This is a genomic window from Peribacillus sp. NPDC096540, assembly GCF_050278525.1.
GTDB lineage: Bacteria > Bacillota > Bacilli > Bacillales > DSM-1321 > Peribacillus.
In genome coordinates, this window is record NZ_JBNNTG010000013.1 from 54668 (window position 1) to 73263 (window position 18596).

At 36.7% G+C, this 18596-nt stretch carries 16 protein-coding genes; 10 read left to right on the forward strand and 6 right to left on the reverse strand.

Annotated features, from left to right (window positions below; all coding sequences use genetic code 11):
* Positions 1-104: 104 nt before the first annotated feature.
* The gene (locus ACQKMR_RS13435) at positions 105-845 is read left to right on the forward strand and encodes a CAP domain-containing protein (RefSeq protein ID WP_427697741.1); all 741 of its coding nucleotides are present in this window, start codon (positions 105-107) and stop codon (positions 843-845) included.
* A 512-nt stretch (positions 846-1357) separates the two neighbouring features.
* Here ACQKMR_RS13435 and ACQKMR_RS13440 read toward each other — a convergent pair.
* The 3 genes from ACQKMR_RS13440 to ACQKMR_RS13450 form a co-directional block, all read right to left on the reverse strand.
* On the reverse strand, positions 1358-2497 hold the full coding sequence (locus ACQKMR_RS13440) for a site-2 protease family protein (RefSeq protein ID WP_427697742.1): 1140 nt from the start codon (positions 2495-2497) through the stop codon (positions 1358-1360).
* 118 nt (positions 2498-2615) lie between these two features.
* A complete protein-coding gene (locus ACQKMR_RS13445) occupies positions 2616-2783 on the reverse strand; it encodes a hypothetical protein (protein ID WP_427697743.1) in 168 nt (55 codons plus the stop codon).
* Positions 2784-2807: 24 nt separating this feature from the next.
* Entirely contained in the window at positions 2808-3275 is a 468-nt protein-coding gene (locus ACQKMR_RS13450; protein WP_427697744.1) for an Hsp20/alpha crystallin family protein, read from the reverse strand.
* A gap of 158 nt (positions 3276-3433) precedes the next feature.
* Between ACQKMR_RS13450 and ACQKMR_RS13455 the strand changes: the two genes are divergently transcribed.
* Positions 3434-4207: an SDR family oxidoreductase gene (locus ACQKMR_RS13455; RefSeq protein ID WP_427697745.1), complete on the forward strand. Its 774-nt coding sequence runs from the start codon at positions 3434-3436 to the stop codon at positions 4205-4207.
* A 60-nt stretch (positions 4208-4267) separates the two neighbouring features.
* Here the strand turns inward: ACQKMR_RS13455 and ACQKMR_RS13460 are convergent, their stop codons facing one another.
* Both ACQKMR_RS13460 and ACQKMR_RS13465 read right to left on the reverse strand, forming a co-directional pair.
* Positions 4268-5623: an MATE family efflux transporter gene (locus ACQKMR_RS13460; protein WP_427697746.1), complete on the reverse strand. Its 1356-nt coding sequence runs from the start codon at positions 5621-5623 to the stop codon at positions 4268-4270.
* A 127-nt stretch (positions 5624-5750) separates the two neighbouring features.
* Positions 5751-6860 (reverse strand): mechanosensitive ion channel family protein, encoded by a 1110-nt coding sequence (locus tag ACQKMR_RS13465; RefSeq protein WP_427697747.1) that lies wholly within the window; start codon positions 6858-6860, stop codon positions 5751-5753.
* 193 nt (positions 6861-7053) lie between these two features.
* On the opposite strand from ACQKMR_RS13465, the gene ACQKMR_RS13470 reads away from it, so the two are divergent.
* Positions 7054-8133, forward strand: coding sequence for an undecaprenyldiphospho-muramoylpentapeptide beta-N-acetylglucosaminyltransferase (locus tag ACQKMR_RS13470; protein WP_427697748.1), 1080 nt, complete (start codon positions 7054-7056; stop codon positions 8131-8133).
* A gap of 51 nt (positions 8134-8184) precedes the next feature.
* On the forward strand, positions 8185-8334 hold the full coding sequence (locus ACQKMR_RS13475) for a DUF2639 domain-containing protein (protein WP_427697749.1): 150 nt from the start codon (positions 8185-8187) through the stop codon (positions 8332-8334).
* A 929-nt stretch (positions 8335-9263) separates the two neighbouring features.
* On the opposite strand, the gene ACQKMR_RS13480 is transcribed toward ACQKMR_RS13475, so the two are convergent.
* On the reverse strand, positions 9264-9602 hold the full coding sequence (locus tag ACQKMR_RS13480; protein ID WP_427697750.1) for a DUF456 domain-containing protein: 339 nt from the start codon (positions 9600-9602) through the stop codon (positions 9264-9266).
* Between the two features lie 807 nt (positions 9603-10409).
* Here ACQKMR_RS13480 and ACQKMR_RS13485 point away from each other — a divergent pair.
* The 6 genes from ACQKMR_RS13485 to ACQKMR_RS13510 all read left to right on the forward strand — a co-directional run bounded on the left by ACQKMR_RS13485 (position 10410) and on the right by ACQKMR_RS13510 (position 18566).
* Positions 10410-11600: a M20 family metallopeptidase gene (locus ACQKMR_RS13485; protein ID WP_427697751.1), complete on the forward strand. Its 1191-nt coding sequence runs from the start codon at positions 10410-10412 to the stop codon at positions 11598-11600.
* Between the two features lie 64 nt (positions 11601-11664).
* On the forward strand, positions 11665-12858 hold the full coding sequence (locus ACQKMR_RS13490; RefSeq protein ID WP_427697752.1) for a hypothetical protein: 1194 nt from the start codon (positions 11665-11667) through the stop codon (positions 12856-12858).
* 408 nt (positions 12859-13266) lie between these two features.
* The gene (locus tag ACQKMR_RS13495) at positions 13267-13998 is read left to right on the forward strand and encodes an IclR family transcriptional regulator (protein ID WP_427697753.1); all 732 of its coding nucleotides are present in this window, start codon (positions 13267-13269) and stop codon (positions 13996-13998) included.
* 14 nt (positions 13999-14012) lie between these two features.
* Positions 14013-15395 (forward strand): dihydroorotase, encoded by a 1383-nt coding sequence (locus ACQKMR_RS13500; protein ID WP_427697754.1) that lies wholly within the window; start codon positions 14013-14015, stop codon positions 15393-15395.
* A 260-nt stretch (positions 15396-15655) separates the two neighbouring features.
* Entirely contained in the window at positions 15656-16879 is a 1224-nt protein-coding gene (locus ACQKMR_RS13505; protein ID WP_427697755.1) for a M20 family metallo-hydrolase, read from the forward strand.
* A gap of 250 nt (positions 16880-17129) precedes the next feature.
* The gene (locus ACQKMR_RS13510; RefSeq protein ID WP_427697756.1) at positions 17130-18566 is read left to right on the forward strand and encodes a YfcC family protein; all 1437 of its coding nucleotides are present in this window, start codon (positions 17130-17132) and stop codon (positions 18564-18566) included.
* Positions 18567-18596: the final 30 nt, after the last annotated feature.

Here is an 18596-nt window from a genome sequence, read left to right on the forward strand (position 1 = left end):
ACCTGTAAAGCATTTGGAAATAGATGGTGCCTATATTACAAAAAACGCATGTTATGATGAGTTCAGAAAGAAAACACCAATGAACTTTACAGGAGGAATTACGAATGAAAAAGAAAATGTTTATGTCAGCAGCAGCAGCAGCAGCTATTATATTCACAGGAGTTGGCGTTAACCAAGCAGAAGCAGCAAACTGTGATACTGTTAAACAAGTAACATATAAATCTATTAATCAAGAAGATATGCAACAAGTCCTTAACCAATATTTAAATAAATACAACATAACATTACCTGCTTCACAATCCTTACAAGTTCAACAACCAGCTCAACAACCAGCTCAACAACCAGCTCAACAACCAGCTCAACAACCAGCTCAACAACCAGCTCAAAAACCTGCTGGAACAACGAATGCAAAACCTGTAGCAACACCTGAAAAAACTACTGATGAAAAAACAGAGACAAGCTCTGAATTAAGCGCTTTTGAACAACAAGTGGTTAAATTAACTAACGCAGAGCGTGCAAAACAAGGTTTGGCAGCTCTTAAAATAGATACAGAATTGAGCAAGGTTGCTCGTTTGAAATCTCAAGATATGAAAGACAAAAATTACTTTGATCACAATAGCCCAACTTACGGCTCTCCATTTGATATGATGAAAAAATTCGGAATCAGCTACACATCAGCTGGGGAAAATATCGCACAAGGTCAAAAAACACCTGAAGAAGTAGTTGAAGCTTGGATGAACAGCCAAGGACATCGTGAAAACATCATGAACTCAAGCTTTACTCATATCGGAGTAGGCTACGTAGAATCTGGTAACTACTGGACTCAACAGTTCATCGGAAAATAATAAGAATGATAGATTAATAGAAGAGTGTACCCTAATAGGGGTACACTCTTTTTTGAAGTGAACCCAAAAAGTTAGACACTTTTTTTTATTAGGCAGCCTTAAGGGGGGCATTTTGGATAGTCATGAAAAAAAGGAAATACGATTGAAGTGGATGAATCAAAACTATAGTACATTTACATATTAAAGATTAACAACATCACCTCAAGTTTTAATACTTCCATTTTAAAACAAATAAGACTGTAGGCAAAAGATGTTCTATCTAAATTTTATAACAAAGTTGATTGGAACGGGTGTGCGAGACTCCTGCGGGAAAAGCGCGTCTAGGGGAGACCCCGCAGGCGCAAGCTGAGGAGGCTCCCGGACCGCCCGCGGAAAGCGAGTGCCCTACGTTCCAATCAACGTTCAAATTGTACAAGCCATAAAAAAACTGTAGGCAAACTCGATTTTCATCGAGTTTGTCTACAGTCTGAGACCACTATAATTGGTCTCTTTTTTTCTAATTGTAGAGCGTCTTAAGGTAACGTCGTTTTGTATTGTTCCATTAAATCTCCGGCATACAAGCTTGTTATCATTAAGATAATGGCTAATCCTATATATAGTGAAAACCAAACCACTTTTGTTTTTAGGTTAGACGAATAATAAGATTGTTCTTTCTCCATTATTTTCGTTTGTTCTTGTACTTCATTAAAGAATCGCGCAACGATTAGTTCATACTTGCTAATGTCTTCGAAGTCAGTAGGTCCATACTGATAATCACTTTCAGATTGCGCAGCCTCGATTAATGACCGATATATCTCTTCTTTTCTCTCATTCATTTGTCTTTCTTTTAGCTTGTTATCTTCGAAAAGTGGAATATGCCACGTCTTCGCTTTGTTAAGCTTTTCATTCAGCTGGTTTAATTCCAGATTCCAAACATTAAACAAGCGAATTTTTTCTTCTTCCGAAGCACCCGCATATCGTTCTAACTGTTCTAAACCAAATTGATTGAATTCTATTACGCTAGCTCTTTGGCTTCTAGTAATCTCGCTGCGGAATTCCTTCCACCATTTACTTATACCGAATAATAGGAACAGAATTAATAGGGGATTAGGATGGAAGAACATGTAAACAACCATGCCGATAATTCCTAGAACCCAAATCTTTGTAGAAATGACACCGACTATACGCCCACCGTCTAGTGGATGAACGGGCATTAGATTAAATAGATTAATCATTGCTCCTAGTGTAATCACCAATAGCCAAAATGGATTATCTGTCATCATGAATAGTGGTATGGCTGGTAGAAAAGCCAGGGTGCCTAATAAAGGACCTCCATAAGCCAGATACGCCTCTTCATTCGCATTTTTTGGTTCTTCTTTGAGAGAAATAAGAGCTCCTACAAACGGTATGAAAATAGCTTTTGAGGTTTTAATTCCTTTTCTTTTAGCAGCAAGTAAATGACCCATTTCATGAATGTAAATTAAATAAACAAGAGCTACAGCAAATTTCCAACCGTACACCAGGGCATATGCTCCTAATGAGATAAATATAGAAATTAACGACCCTAGTTTAGCTATTTTAAGTATAGCTAAGAGCCATTTCATTTTTCCAAGCAATAATAAACCGATTGCTCCAAAACTAAACCAAGATGTTTTCGGTTTTGATTGTTTCAAAAATATGTACCCCCTAAAATAAAACACTTTGTTAAATAACTGTTTATTAAAGTAAAAAATAGAACTTTAATCCTCTTTATTATACTCTCAATTACTTCTATTAGCTTGTTTTCTTGTTTTATTTCACTTTTTGTATAAAGTCGTTGAAATACATAGGATAGTGAAGGGCTTTGATTCTCCAATGAATTGCATCAATTCCGCGGATAATTGAGTCGATACCGCTATTAATAACATCATTTTTACAAATAATTGCATCAACACAAAAGAAGGAACCGCACTTAATCATTAGTGGGGCTCCATTAAGGCCAAATTAAATTTCTGAAACATCTATTTCCGAATACTGGGTATTGTAACTTTTCTGCAGACGGATTTCCAATGTTGATTCTTTGAATTGTGCGGATGCTCCTTTCTTCTTTACGAGAGCAGGCAATGTAATTATATGTCGGTCCGACGCTTCTGGGATTCCCTCAATGATGGATTGATTAGATGTATGGTAAAGTTTCATTTTTTTTAGCCATGCTTCATCTTCTATGGGAATTCTTACAAAGACAAATAAATGGGTTTCAAATACCTCGGCATGTAATGGGTGTTCTGTTCTGGTATTTTCTTTTTTTGAGCTAGTATCGTTTTGTTGCATCATTCCTTGCATATTGTCGGGGATAACCTGCGAAAATACCTTTTCAATCAACGACTGTACATCATTTTGCTGCATATTTTTCATGAAGTCCTTTTGGTTTGAATTATTTTTTAAAGAAAAAAGTGAATTCCATGGAAACATGTTGAATTCCTCTCTCCTGCAATCAACTGACAGGGTTATTTCTGTTATTTTATGCATGTTGAAGCCTAGATGTTCATTCTCATATTTGCTAAATTATAGAAAATGAATCAAACTTATGTATAATTAAGTAAAATCCATTAGATAAAGAGGTAGAGCCTGTGGATGATAAAGTAGCTTTTATAACTGGAGGAGCAACGGGAATTGGCAAGAGAATCGCCTATTCACTTGCAAATAATGGAGTGTCTATTATCATTACGTATCGAAAAAGTAAAAAAGCAGCTTTAGCATTGGTGACTGAATTGCAGGAAAGGTACCATGTTAAGGCGCTGGCGATTGAAGGTGATGCTTCAAGTGAGAAAGATTGCAAGCAGGTAGCAGAATTGATCATAGAGGACTTTGGACATGTTGATATGTTCATTCATAATGCTGGGCCATATATGCATGAACGTAGGCCTATGACCGAATATAGCAGTGATGAGTGGAATTACATTATGAACGGTAATCTAAATGGTTTTTTCTATTTTGCCAAGGAAATTATTCCTCATATGCGCAAAAGAAGTTGGGGTAGAATCATTACATTAGGGTTTGACCGTTGTGATACGGCACCAGGTTGGATTTATCGTTCCGCTTTTGCTGCAGCCAAAAGCGGATTGACTTCCTTAACGAGAACTTTAGCTGTTGAAGAAGCAACAAATGGAATCACCGTGAATATGGTCTGTCCCGGCGATATTATTGATGAATGGAAGGAAGAAGAGATAATAGTTGCAAAAGGACAAAAGGATGTAACTGTTCCAATTGGCAGACCAGGGACGGGAGAAGATTTAGCCCGGGTCATCACGTTCTTATGTGATGAACAATCCGATTTTATTACCGGAAGCATCATTCCGGTCACAGGCGGAAAAGATGTTTTGGGTAAAATTTACAAGGCTTAGCGTTTGATTTGATTATTAAAATGGAAAAAGGTGAGTCCGTTCATTCGGCCTCACCCTTTTTTAAACCATTTTTTTATATTTTACTTGCTGTATATACCTTAAACGCGCTGCCAAACCTATAGCTCCAAGAGCCAAACCAGAAATTAAGCCAATCCAATATCCGAAGGCTCCCATATCTGTATATTTTGCAAATAAAAAACCGATAGGGAGCCCTAGAATCCAATAGGATACGAGAGACATAGCAAAGGTAACATTTACATCTTTATATCCCCGTAGTATTCCTTGTATTGGTGCCTGGAGGGCATCTGAAATCTGAAAGAAGATGGCATATATTAAAAAATGTGATGTCAGCATCATTACATTATGGTCTTTTGTATAAGCCGAAGCGACGGGTTCACGGAAGAGAAATAGAATGGCCGACAAAACAAGCGACATCATTAATGCCATGGTTATCCCAATCCAGCTGTATTCTTTGGCATCTTTGTATCGAGCTGCCCCAATTTCAAATCCAATTACAATCGTCAATGCCATTGATATACTTAGCGGTATCATATAAAGTAATGATGCAAAATTCATCGCAATCTGGTGCGAAGCAATTGTCACAGTATCATATTTACTCATCAAAAGGGTAACGGCTGAGAAAATGCTTGTTTCAAAAAAGATAGCCAGCCCGATAGGCACCCCAATTATTAATAGTGCACGCCACTCTTTCCAGGAAATCCGGAAAAACTCACGGAAAACTTTATAGGTCGAAAATGGGTTGATTTTCACCACAACAAGGATGGCAATCAGGGCAATTAACCAATAAGTAATTGCTGTTGCATACCCTGAACCAACGCCGCCAAGTTCGGGGAATCCAAACTTTCCGTATATTAACAGGTAATTAAATATGACGTTAATTGGCAGTGCACCTAAGGTTATTATCATAGAAATTCTAGTTTGGCCAAGTGCATCTATGAAGGCTCTCAAAGCATTATATACGAATAAAGGAATAATCCCGATTGAAAGGGCGATCAAATAGTCATGGGCTACCCGGTGGACAGTATCTTCAAGATTCATTGCATTTAATATGGGGTTCAAAGCAATCGCCCCAATGATTAAAATGACTAAAGCTAAAGCGACAGCTAAATAAACTGCCTGCATTACTGAATAGGAAACGAATTTCGACTGCTTTGAACCGACGAGCTGTGAGACCACTGGCGTTAAGGCAATCAAAATCCCGCTCAACCCCGTATAAACAGGTGTCCAAAGTGAACTGCCGATTGAAACGCCAGCAACGTCCTCTGTACTGTACTGTCCCGACATCATCACATCAAAAAATGTCATGGCATAAAGGCCAATTTGAGTGATCAGAATGGGTATTAATATATAAAATAATAGGCGAATCTTTTGTGATTTTGAATAAGTCTGATTCATCGATGTACCTCAATATCAATTTTTGAAATTTTTCACACAATGGAAGAATTATATCACATAAGCTAGTGATGGTTTAAACTTTTATTTGATACTAAAAAAGACTTACCGTAATACGGCAAGTCTTTTTTCAGTCGCGCATGGATTCAAAATCATTCATGTCCGCAAGTGACTCTTTTTGAAGGATGAATGCTTGTGAAGGGATTGCAATTTGAACGTCTTCTTTTTCAAGTATCTCCATTATTTGAAAGTTAACATCTTCTTTGAGTGAAAGATATCCCCCAAAATCTGTTGCATTTGAGAAGAAATAAAGATAGAGATTGAAACCAGTATGACTAAACTCGTCAAATTTCACAAGAATCGTTTCTGGGTGTATTTCTGGGTGGTCAATGAGCATATCTTCTATTCTCTTAATGACGTTTTCCAACTTATCTTTTGGTGTTGTGAAATTTATACCTAGATGAAAAGCAATCTGCCTTTTGCCCATTTTTGACCAGTTGATGATAGGTTCATTCGAAAGGTTAGCATTTGGGACAGTAACTAAAGCTTGGGCAAAAGTCCGTACTTTGGTACTTCGAAATGTGATATCTTCAATGGTTCCTTCCACGCTTGGGGTTTTGATCCAATCACCAATTGTAAAAGGTTTTTCGGTTACGATTACAATTCCACCAAAGAAATTGCTGACGGTATCCTTAGCGGCAAGTGCAAAGGCTAATCCTCCTAAGCCAAGACCAGCAACAAATCCATCGACATTAAATCCCCATTCTTCCGCAATGATTGAGGCTCCAAAAGCTATAATGATTAATTTTATGATTTTTGTAAAGAACGGCATGACAATTTGATCGACTTCCAGTCCGAATTTACTTACTAATTTCGGAAATAGGATGGTTAAGATCGAACTGATATTGAAAACCGTCCAAAATAATAAGAAGACGAAGAATGATCTGTATATATGCTTCTTGAATTCTGCTGACGGGAAGTCAAGCGGTAAATAGTGCAGTGAAATAATCATACCGATTAAAACGATGAGCCATCTTACCGGTTGTTCTATTGCAAGCATTAAGTTAGCAGCAATTTCGACCTTGCGTTTTTTTGCAACCCGTAGAAAGAATTTGAATATATAGGTGGTAAACACTTTCCGAAGCAAAAGGAAAATTAGAAAAATACCTATTGAAATTCCTAATTTGATCCATGCCTCAATTCCATCAAATTGATGAAGAGATTCAGAAACTTCTTGCAATGTATTACTCCTCCAATGTATCTTGTAGTATTGTAGAATACTAAGATTATAATATATTCATGATGAAAAAGGAAAAATAATCGATGATTACATAATTATTACGGTTCACTGAATACTTTTTCAAGTTATTAATGTTAGGGATATATGGTAATATGGATGCAAAGTGATTTTTTAAGTTTGGAAGGTGGAAATATTGACTAAGAAAATAGTATTTACCGGAGGCGGCTCAGCCGGTCACGTGTCTGTTAATACAGCAATTATCCCGGAATTTTTAGAGCATGATTGGGATATTACTTATATTGGTTCAAAAAAAGGTATAGAAAAAAATATTATCGAAAAGGAATTTCCTGAAATTCGTTATGAAACGATTTCAGTCGGGAAATTCCGACGCTACCTATCAGCGGAAAACCTGAAAGATCCGTTCCGAGTCATTAAAGGTATTTTTGATGCACGAAAAATTTTAAAAAAGACAAAGCCCGATTTCATATTTTCAAAAGGCGGGTTCGTATCTGTACCGGTCGTATTGGCGGGTAGGATGCTGAGAATCCCGATTGCCATACATGAATCGGACTATACACCTGGCCTGGCTAATAAAATTGCAATGCCACTTGCATCGAAAATTTTCACCACGTTCCAGGAGACAGAAAAGGATTTGCCAAAAGAGAAGGCCATGTATCTTGGTGCTGTATTACGGGATGGGATTTTTTCTGGAAACGCTTCGAGTGGAAAGGCATTTTGTGGTTTTACGAACAGCAAGCCAGTGTTACTCGTTATGGGTGGCAGCCTTGGAGCTGTAAAAATCAATAAATTGATTACTGAAAACCTTGAAGCATTATTAAAGGACTACCAGATTATTCATATTTGTGGAAAAGGGAATGTCCAAACGGAATTGAAACAAAGAGGGTATGCTCCTTTTGAATATGTCCATGAAGAATTATTTGACCTTTTAGCGGCGGCTGATGTCGTTGTTTCAAGGGCTGGTTCAAATTCAATCTTTGAATTCCTTGGTCTGCAAAAGCCAATGTTGCTCATTCCGCTAAGTGCCAATGCATCTCGTGGTGATCAAATTTTAAATGCTTCAAGCTTTGAAAAACAAGGTTTTTGTAAAGTCATTCAAGAAGAAGATTTAAATGATCAAACCTTTAATAGCACATTAGCTGATTTAGTGAATAAATCAGATGAGTATCAAGCGAAAATGCGTCAAAAGCGCCCATTCAAAACGGCGGCTGAAATGTATGAATTATTAATTGATGTAATGAAAGCAAAAAAATAAGTATCAATTCCCTCTTCAAAGCATATCTTTTTCGAACAGAGGAGGGGGAGAATGGCTTATAAATATTCCAAAGGATGGTTCGTTCAGCAATTAAAAGATGCAGAAATAAGATACCATCCAATAGAGCGAAGAAAGCTGGAGCTTTATAAAACCCATATTTTGCGACGTTTATACTACGACCTGCAAAAAGAGAAACCATAAAAGAACCGTAACGTCTAGTACGTTGCGGTTCTTTTTTCTAAACGAAGTTAACTTTTTGAGAGGAGATTAGTAACCTAAATAAAATAGTGAAAAGTCAATAATAGTCCGAAACCAGAATTAATAATAAAGAAGCTGACTCTTTTAGGGGATTTCAAACTAGAGGTTCGGCTTCTTTTTTGTATGAAAAATAATCCTTGGATATAGACCCTATATTCAGCAAAAGATAAACCTCAATCATAAATAGTAAATAATTGCTGGTGCCTATAAAATACATAAGTTCGTAGTTTAAAACATGACAAAGATTAATTCCAAATCCTCACTAAATATCGCTTTGAAGTTTTGTGGAGTAGCAGGAATCAGTAATGATAACAATAGTGCTACGTATCTTCAATCATGGTTAAATAAAGGCCTTGAATGATTATAAAAAGATGATAGTGACAGTAAGAAAGCAACAAGTCTTGAGATTAGGAATCTAATTTAAGTAGTAATTTACCATATAAGGTAATTAACTTTTTTATTAAGATAAGTGTCTTTCAGTAATGTAAGAGAGAGTAGAAATAAACCAAATTAGGCTTTTAATCCATATAGCCCAAAACAAGAAAGGAATAAATTTAGTTAATGGATAGTGAATAATATTGACCCATATAATGTTGAAGAAATTAGCCGCAAGACTAGTAAAAGAGAAAATGATGACTTCCCATTCTCTGTATCCGTGGATACTACTGCCTATTCGGTTCTCAAATTATATCAGGATGCAATACCAGCACAATAATAGAGAAGGGGAATAAAAGGTTATTTTTTGATTACATTTTTTTAGTTAACATAACGTTTTTTTATTAACATAACAGGTAAAAATCAATGATTTAAAAATAATTGATCTTGATATGAATCGTTGGCGGTAGGAGCTTTTTCTTATTGTGTGATTCTTCCTAATATTCTTTCAAATGAGTGAAAAACCTCTTAAAACAAAATGGGAGATTAATTGAACCGACAATAGTGGCAATAGCTGCTATTTTCTCTGACGTTTTTGAACCACCGTATTTTTTCATAAAATAACTGTTTGTAATTAAATCTGCCGCGATTAAAACAGCACTTAATATAGCCATACTGATCCAGAACCATATGGATAACTCATTCGGATTAATGAGAAACTGATAAACAACAAATCCTCCCCATATGACCACAACCGAAGGAATAATAGGATAGAAAATCCCTACAAAACTTAATACAAATAAGAGGATTGTTAATCCCCACCATAATAATTCCAATGTCCAAACCTATTTTCTTTTTGATACTTGATTTATGTTTTTTCTTAAATAACGATAACCTTAATTTTCCTTTTTAAAATCACTTGAGCTATAGTGATGTCAGTTTGAATTTTTTCATTCAATAATGAATTGAGAACCTTTTACATACTATCCCTCTTTTCTTGATTATGTATCTTATACGAAATAACAAAAACAAAAGATTCATTTTTTCAAACTTTGATTGTAGCGTGATTTTTCACCATCTATCGAAGGTTTTTACCTCCTGATTGTTAAGGCTGCAGTCTACGGCCAAGGCGTTTTAAGCCCTTAATGGTTTGTCTTTACCCTCTTGTTTGGATCCATCTTCTAGGTACATTTTTACTGCTGTTAATTTAAACCTCTATTGAGTATTTTTATACTGTTACCCTTGTTTGGCCATAAGAAAATCCCCCTTAGATAAACAGTACGGTCCTTTTTAAACACTGTCTACTTAAGAGGGATAATATCAAGGGGGGAGTCTGCCAAAATCAAAGAGAATTCTCCCATAAACTGTTTGGATTAGCTTCTTAATCTTCAGATTCGAAAAAAATGTATGTTTTTGCACCAGAACCTTTTTTTCTGTTCTTTTTATTAGGAAGTCGGCATTAGAATTATTTTTTCAAAGCAGGAATGGTTTAGCGAGTGGGAATTTTCTGAAAAGTTATTGAATTCTATCAAAAACTCATTTATACTCATTATATGATAATTAATAATCACTTATCAAATAATGATAATGAATAAGTGGTTTAGATTATGATAATCAATTGAATGAAAAAGGAGTTGTAGTGGATGTCTCAAACGATAATGATTCATGATTTAATCGAGGCTATTAAAGATGAAGTGATTGGGTGGCGAAGATATTTACATAAGTATCCGGAGCTATCTTTTCAGGAAGAAAAAACAGCACAATTTGTTTATGAAACGCTACAAACTTTTGGTGATTTGGAAATTTCACGTCCGACAAAAACGAGTATAATGGCTCGTTTGATTGGTCAGCAACCTGGGAAGGTTATTGCACTGCGGGCCGATATGGATGCGCTTCCAATTGAAGAAGAGAATAATTTTGAATTTGTGTCACGGTATCCAGGCGTGATGCATGGTTGCGGACATGACGGTCATACAGCGATGCTGCTTGGTGTGGCAAAGATTCTTACACAGTTAAAGGATCAAATTAAAGGGGAAGTGCGCTTTTTATTTCAACATGCGGAGGAACTACCTCCCGGCGGCGCCCAAGAGATGGTGGAAGCTGGTGTTCTTGATGGAGTGGATATGATTATCGGCGCTCATCTTTCGTCGAATCTTCCTTTGGGGAAAATTGGTTTGAGTTACGGTCCAGCGATGGCTGGAGCTGATACGTTTAAAATTACCGTGGTGGGTAAAGGGGGACACGCCTCACAGCCCGAACTAGCCATTGATCCTATCACAATTGGGACTCAGGTTGTATCAAATCTCCAGCACATTGTTTCGAGGTATCAGGATGCTCAGGAAACGCTTGTGATTTCAGTGACTCAATTTCATGGGGGAAGCGCGATTAATGTAATTCCAAGTAAGGTCACTATTGGCGGATCTGTTCGAAGCTTTAATCTGGGAATCAGGGAAAATATTCCAAATTTTATCAAACGTATACTAAAAGGGATTACAGAAGCACATGGAGCTACTTATGAATTTGATTATCAGTTCGGTTATGCTCCGACCATTAATGATGAAGAGATAACAAGATTGATGGACGAAACCGTCTGTGAACTATTTGGTGAAGAAAGTCGAGAGATTATAAAGCCGATTATGGCAAGTGAAGACTTCTCTGCCTATCAAAAAGTAGTTCCAGGATCTTATATTCAAATAGGGGCTGGTAATGAAGAAAAAGGGATTATCTACCCACACCATCACCCACGTTTTGCCATTGATGAAGATGCATTAGAAATTGGTGTGGAATTGTTTGTTCAATCTTCTTTTAGATTATTAGAGACGGGAAATAAATAAAAACGATGCATGAAAACTTAATCTACTTCTAAACAAAATTAGGTAAGCAAAGGGGTGTGAAAAAATGATACATGAACCTGTCGTAGCAGCCATGATTATCTTGGCATTAATCGCTGTAGGAGAAATTATTTCAGTGTTCACAAGAGCAAGGGTTTCGATGTTCCTAGTCGCCATAATTGGTTACCTTTTGTTAATTTGGATGGGAATTATACCAGAGAGTCTTATCGGAGATTCTAAATTTGTTGAAGTTGGTGTCGTATTAGGAACAGCTCCAATCATTATTCATATGGGGACGTTGATCCCTCTCAAAGCTATTCGTAGTCAGTGGAAGGCCGTGAGTATTTCTTTGATGGGAATTATCTTTGGTGCAGGTCTAATTCTTCTTTTGATTCCAATAGTGTATGACTATAAAACCGCCATTGCAGGAATTGGGCCACTAACCGGAGGAATGATTGCTTTTCTTGTGACCTCGGAAGGGCTAAAAGAAGTAGGCTTGGCAAGTCTGGTGACAATATCGGCTTTAATATTTTCACTGCAATCTCTGTTTGGTATGCCTCTTTCTGCGAATTTGTTACGTCGATATGCATTAAAGTTTCGGAATGCGGTAGATGCCGGAACCTATACAGCTTCCACGTTGGAAGTGAGAGTAGAAAATGTTATCGATACAGAAAAAGTAGAGGAACGAAATGCCACTTGGATTCCGGAAAAATATCAAACCAATCTTGTTCTTCTTTTCCAGCTATTTATCGGTGGTGCAATTGCTGTGGTTCTAGATCAATTTACCGGCATACCATATAGTTTGTGGGCTTTGGCTCTTGGGATTGGTGGGAAATTAATCGGTTTTTATCCAGACCGTGTTATGGAGCGTGCTAATGCTTTCACAGTTGGGATGGCTGGACTCGTATTTTTGATTATTGCCGCTATGAATGAGATTACATTTGGTATCTTTATTAGTTATCTTCCTGAAACTTTTTTGATTATATTTGTCGGAATTTTCGGTATTTTCATCGGTGGACTTTTAGCTTCAAAATTGTTTAAATGGGATCCTTTAAAAGGTATTCCTGTTGCACTGACAGCTTTAGGCGGCTTCCCCGGTGATTACCTTGTTTGTGAGGAAATCAGTAGAAGCGTGGGCAGGAATAAAGAGGAAGAAAAAATGATATTAGATGAAATATTGAGCCCAATGTTAATCGGTGGATTTACAACTGTAACAATAGGCTCAGTCGTCATTGCTAGTATATTAATAAAAACATTGTAAACAACCGATCAAAAGGCAGTGGTTATAACAAAGCTATTAATCAAAAAGAATTCATCCCTTAAACTGATTGGATTTGCTTTTTAATCTTAAAATCTGAAAGAAATGAATGGCTCTGTGTTTCGAATGAATGTTTTTGTACCAGACCACTTTTTCTGTTCATTTTATTAGGAAGTCGGCATAAGAATCATTTTTTTTAGCAGAATGGTAGAAAAAATTTTCTGAAAAGTGATTGAATTCATTTGAATAACCATTTATAATCACATAATAATAAGTGATAATCATTTATCATTATATGATAAATAGTAAAGGGTAGTTTGAATTATGCTAATCTATAGGAGGAGATTGGAGAGCTAATGAAATGATTTTATTTCAAAGCAAATTTATAGATGAAAGAAGGATTTTTAAATAATGAGTGCTGAAAAAACATTGGAAATATTAGATCTATTTGATTTTGAAACAAGGTCCTTAACCGTCCCGCAAATTGCTGATAAATTAGAGCAACCGCAAAGCACAGTATATAGACATTTACGTTTGCTTAAAGAAAAAGGCTATATCATGGAGACGAACGGGGGCTATTATAAATTAAGTTATAAGTTCCTTAAGTTTGCAAAAATTGTAAGATTGGACACGAATATATCTGTAATTTCACAGCCGGCAATGAGACAGTTGACTCAAGATACAGGTGAAACTTCCATTTTGTTGATCTCTTCTAATCTTCAAGCGGTTTGTTTAGAAACTGTCCCTTCTGGTCATCCAATTAAAGTGTCTTCTGAACAAGGACAAATTATACCTTTATACGGAGGGGCTTCTTCTAAAGCATTGCTTGCTTATTTGGATCAAGAAATTTTGTATCAATTATTTCATCAAGGTTTGGTTCAAAAACATACAGATCATACGATTATTGATTTAGAGGAATTGGAAAAAAACTTAGAGGAAGTTCGCTCAAAAGGGTATGCGTTTTCAGATAGCGAAATTGATGAAGGAGTTGTCAGTTACGGGGTTCCAGTTTATGACAGTGGTGATCAAGTCATTGCGTCTTTAAGTATTGCAGGACCTCGTGAAAGAATGTTAAAAAAAGACGAAAAACAGCTTATTACTGATTTAATGAAAGCAGTAGAAGATATACAAAAACATTTATAGCGGAGGGGAGAAACATGAAGACGTTTGATGTAGTAGTGCGTGGGAAATTGGTATTGGAAGAAGAAGTTATCAATGGAGAAATAGGTGTCAAGGACGGAAAAGTAGAGATTATCAGCAAAAATACAACCCATCTTCAAGGGGGAAAAATGCTTGATTTCGGAAACGCTTACGTCTTCCCAGGTACAATTGATGTGCACGTTCATTGTTTCAGCAATCCAAATGAAGGTTTTATTTCAACGAGTACTTCAGCAGCTGCCGGTGGCATAACGACCTTTTTGGATATGCCGTATGATTTACCGAATCCTGTGAATAATGTGGAACAATTCGAAAAGAAAGTAAAGAAACTTGAAGAAGAAGCGATAGTAGATATTTGTTTATGGGGAACGATTTCTAAAAAAGGAGGCACAGATCAAATAATCCCATTAGCAGAAGCAGGTGCGGTCGCTTTTAAAATGTCAACATTTGAAACAGACGCATACCGTTTTCCAAGAATCCCGGATCCTGAAATTATGAAAGCGATGGATCTGATTAAAGAAACAGGATTAAGAGCTGCCTTTCACTCGGAAAATGATGAAATTATTGTCGATTTAATCGAGGAGTATCAAAGAGAGAACAAAGTATATCCGAGTGCTCACATGGAGACGCGTCCACCAGTAACGGAAACAAGTGCCGTTCTAAAGCTATTGGAATTTGCGTACTGGACAGGAGTAAAGCTTCATATAGTCCATGTAAGCCATCCTCGTACAATCGAATTAATTCAGCTGTTTAAAAAGCAAGGTGTACAAGTGACGAGTGAGACTTGTTATCCATATTTATTGCTGGATGTACATGATTTAGAGAAATTTGGGCCAAGAGCGAAGAATAATCCACCATTACGAAAGCCTGATGAAGTAAAAGGTCTATGGGATCAACTTAAAGCACAGAACATTGAGTTAATATCATCTGATCATGCACCATGGGGACCAGAACATAAAGATCGCGGCAAAGACAACATCTTTTTATCTGCATCAGGATTGCCGGGTGTTGAAATTATGACACCCTTAATGTTTGATAGTACAGTTGCAAAAGGAATATTAACTCCTATCGAATTTGCTAAATTAATGTCCACCCATCCTGCTGAAGTTTTCCAAATCCCTAGGAAAGGAAAGGTCGCAGTAGGCTACGATGCTGACTTTGCTGTAATTGATCCAGAAGCCATATGGGTTATTGATGAGACCAAGTTCCGCTCCTATTCGAAAATGTCCCCATTCCATGGAAAAGAAATCAAAGGGAAGATCATCCAAACCATCGTTCGCGGCAAAACTGTCTTTGACGGAAATGCTGTTAGTGTAAAACCAGGGTTTGGTCAATTTGTTCCGGGTTCAGCTGCTAAAGAGAATGTAGTTGGGAGGAAATAATCTTGTCAAGCCACAAATTTGAGAAGATGTTATATCACCTTCCGAATATATTTCTAATTCTACAAATGAGAGGAATATTCCCTTTCAGGGGAGTTTAAATAGCCTTTCCCTAAATAAGAGCTTGTTAACAAATATAAAAATATGAAAAACATGAAATGAGTGAGAAAGCAGTGTATCGAATCATTGAATCGACACTGAATTTGGAAACGCTTACTATGTTCAATGAATGGGCTATTATTCATTGATGGGGAGGAAAGAAGATGACAAAACTTCAAATTAATATTGACCGTTTAAAGCATAATTTACTGGAAGTCGGTCAGATTGCAAATAGCGGGGAAAAAGGGTATACACGTCTTGCTTATTCCAAAGAGGAAAAGGCAGCAATCGAATGGCTAAAACAAAAAATGATCAATCTGTCGTTATCCGTAAAGCAGGACCGATTAGGAAATACATTCGGCAGATTAGGAGATGTAGATCAACCGGCGATCTGTTTTGGTTCACATCTTGATACCGTTCCAGAAGGCGGACTTTATGATGGAGCGCTGGGCGTCATTGTGGGCTTGGAATGTATTCAAACGCTTATCGAATCCGGGTATAACCCTGAAATTCCATTAGAGCTAGCAACATTTGTCGGCGAGGAAGCAAATCCACTCGGCGGAACCTTTGGGAGCCGCGCCGTAGCTGGTCTTGTAAAACACTCGAACAAGTTTGAGAAAAAGCTGCAATCATTGAATTTCACTTGGGATGATGTTGTTTCGGTAATAAAAAAACCAACTGATTACCATTGTTATCTTGAGCTTCATATTGAACAGGGTGCTTTACTTGAAACTATTGATAAAAAAGTGGGGATCGTAACCTCTATTGCAGGAATATTAAGATTATCGGTTCGTGTCAATGGAAAAGCAAGCCACTCTGGAACCACACCGATGAAGATGCGAAAAGATGCGTTGCTAGATGCAGCAAAGCTCATTCAGACCGTTAACAATATTGCAATAGACGCAGGTGGCAATATTGTAGCAACAGTGGGCGAAATCACTGCTTCTCCTAACCTGGCAAATGTTGTGCCAGGTCAAGTCGAACTAATGATTGAAATTCGTGGCAGCAATTGGGAAGAGATGAAAACAGTAGAAGAAAAAATTAGAAAATGGATGCTCGAAAATATCGACGCAGAAGTAGCCATTGCAGTAGAAAAGCAACCAAATGCATTAACAGAATCGATCCAAAAATGTATTGAAGAGGTATGTAAATCCCGAAATACTGCTTATAAATACATGTTTAGCGGTGCGAATCACGATGCTAATTCATTAACTTCTATTACGGATGTAGGTATGATATTTGTTCCGAGCAAAGCGGGATTAAGTCACCACCCTGATGAATTTACATCATGGTCAGATATTGAAATTGGAGCAAATGTTATGTTGGAAACATTACTGAAGCTGTCTAAGAAGTATGAGAAAGTCAATATGGCTGTTGAAAAATCATAAATTCACTGACGATTTCTAAAACGTTTCTTTTTTTATAAGAAACTCATATGGCGGCGCTTCTCGCTGCCACCTTCTAATACGAAAACCCTAAACTCAAAATAGAGTCTAACTCATTTACTCTAGTGTTTAGGATTCAAATGTTATCCCTGATGTCGAAAAGGCACTTGGCAGTAACATATCAGATTATGCGCTAGAAAAAGAATAAAGAATAAAGAATAAAACAAAACTGTATATTGGAGGTTTGTAGAAAATGAGTGATGTTAATTTAAAGACAACCCCCGATAAAAAAAATAGGAAAAAGATATTTAATATTAATAGTTTTCCTAACGGATTTGTTATCCTATTTACAATAATAGTGAGTGTAGGGCTCTTAACTTATCTTGTTCCAGCAGGTGAATACCAAAGTATCGAAGTCGATGGTCAAGAAAGAATCGACCCAAATAGTTTTCAATATATTGAGCAAACACCTGTAGCTCTTTTTGATATATTCAAGGCCATTCCTAATGGAATAAACCAAGCTACAATGCTAATTATTATGATTATATTAATAGGTGCGGCTATTCGGATTTTTGATGGTACAGGGGCTATCAAAGGAGCAATATTCAGATTATCAAATGTAATAGGAAAAGAAAAAAGTGAATATGTATTGGCATCTCTCATGATTTTCTTCGGTTGTTTGGGAGCCTTTCCTGGTATGTTGGAGGGAGTTATACCCTTTGCACCACTTTGTATTGGTATTGCGTTATCACTCGGTTATGACGTGATTGTAGGTATTTCGATTGCCTTTATTTCGGTTGTAGTAGGATGGACAGCAGGTCCTTCCAATCCATGGACAGTTGGAATTGGTCACACATTAGCTGGCCTACCTATGTTTTCAGGCTTTGCTTATCGCTTTATTGTTTTTATCGTTCTTATGGCAGTATCTATATTCTATGTTTTACAATATGCAAAAAAAGTTAAAAAAGACCCTACTAAAAGTATCGTATATGAAACTCATATAAAAAGTAATAGTTATGCAGAACTTGGAGTAGATGGAGATATTCCATTTACAACGAGACACAAGGGAATTCTATTAACCTTTATTTTAACAATAGCATTCATTTTATACGGAACTTTCAATTGGGAATGGGGATTAGTAGAAATGTCCACCACATATTTACTAGGTGGAATTATTGGAGGGATTATTGCAGGTTATACAATGAACAAGATTGCTGACGAATTATTAGAAGGGGGTAAAACAATTTTTGTAGCAGCAATGGCAATAGGTTTGGCAAGAGCCATTTTAGTACTTTTGGAACAAGGTCATATCGTTGATACAGTTATTCACTTAATGGCTGCAATCTTAGATGGATTACCGACTATGGTTACTGCTGTAGCAATGTTCATCGTACAAACATTTATTAATTTCTTTATACCTTCAGGTAGTGGACAAGCTATGGCAACACTTCCAATTCTCATACCTATAGCTGATATGGTAGGGGTAAGTAGGCAATTAGCTATTTTAACCTTTCAATTTGGAGATGGACTTTCCAACCTGATTTATCCTACTGTAGGAGCATTGATTGCTTTTATCGCATTCGCAAAGGTATCATTTAATCAATGGATAAGATTTATCATGCCTTATATGTGTTTAATTTGGGCCACGTCCGTTGGTTTAGTTATAATTGCAGTATTTATTGGATTTTAACCCGAGTTATCCCTTTTTGTTTGTCTAAAA